Source organism: Maritimibacter harenae (assembly GCF_009882975.1).
Lineage (GTDB): Bacteria > Pseudomonadota > Alphaproteobacteria > Rhodobacterales > Rhodobacteraceae > Maritimibacter > Maritimibacter harenae.
On sequence record NZ_WTUX01000050.1, the window covers coordinates 1 to 621 of the forward strand.

The 621-nt window shown below is 63.8% G+C and carries 1 protein-coding gene; it reads left to right on the forward strand.

All coding sequences use genetic code 11. The features are described 5' to 3' along the window. A partial coding sequence (locus GQE99_RS20290; RefSeq protein WP_161353784.1) for a PQQ-dependent sugar dehydrogenase occupies window positions 1–621 on the forward strand: 621 nt, incomplete at both ends.

Here is a 621-nt window from a genome sequence, read left to right on the forward strand (position 1 = left end):
GGCCGCATCCGGTTCAACCCCGGTGACGGGTATCTCTACGTCACCACGGGCGACAACCACAACGCGGAGCTCCCGCAAAGCCCGACGAAGATGGGCGGCAAGGTCCTGCGGATCGACACCGACGGCAACGCCGCACCCGAGAACAACCCGCCGGAAGGGTTCGATCCCCGGGTCTATACCTACGGGCATCGAAACGTTCAGGGCATCACCTTCCATCCCGAGACCAACACGCCGATCACGGCGGAACATGGCCCGTGGCATTCCGACGAGATCACGGTGCTCGAGAACGGTGGCAACGCCGGTTGGGACCCGCGCGACAACATGGCCGGCCGTGGGGATTGCCCCGACGGGTATTGCGGCTACATGCCGAACCAGAACGAAGGCATGAACCGCTATGAGCGTGCCAACTTCATGCCGATGACCGACTTCGACACCTACCCGGATGCGATGCCGCCGATCTGGAGCAACAACGGCTGGTCGCAGGGCACGACGTCGATCGAGTTCCTGACCGGCGAAGAATGGGGCGACTGGAACGGCAACATGGTCGTCGGGCTGATGGGCATCGGCTTCGGCGGGACACCGTTGGGTCAGCGCATCGACGTGATCGAGCTGGACGATGAC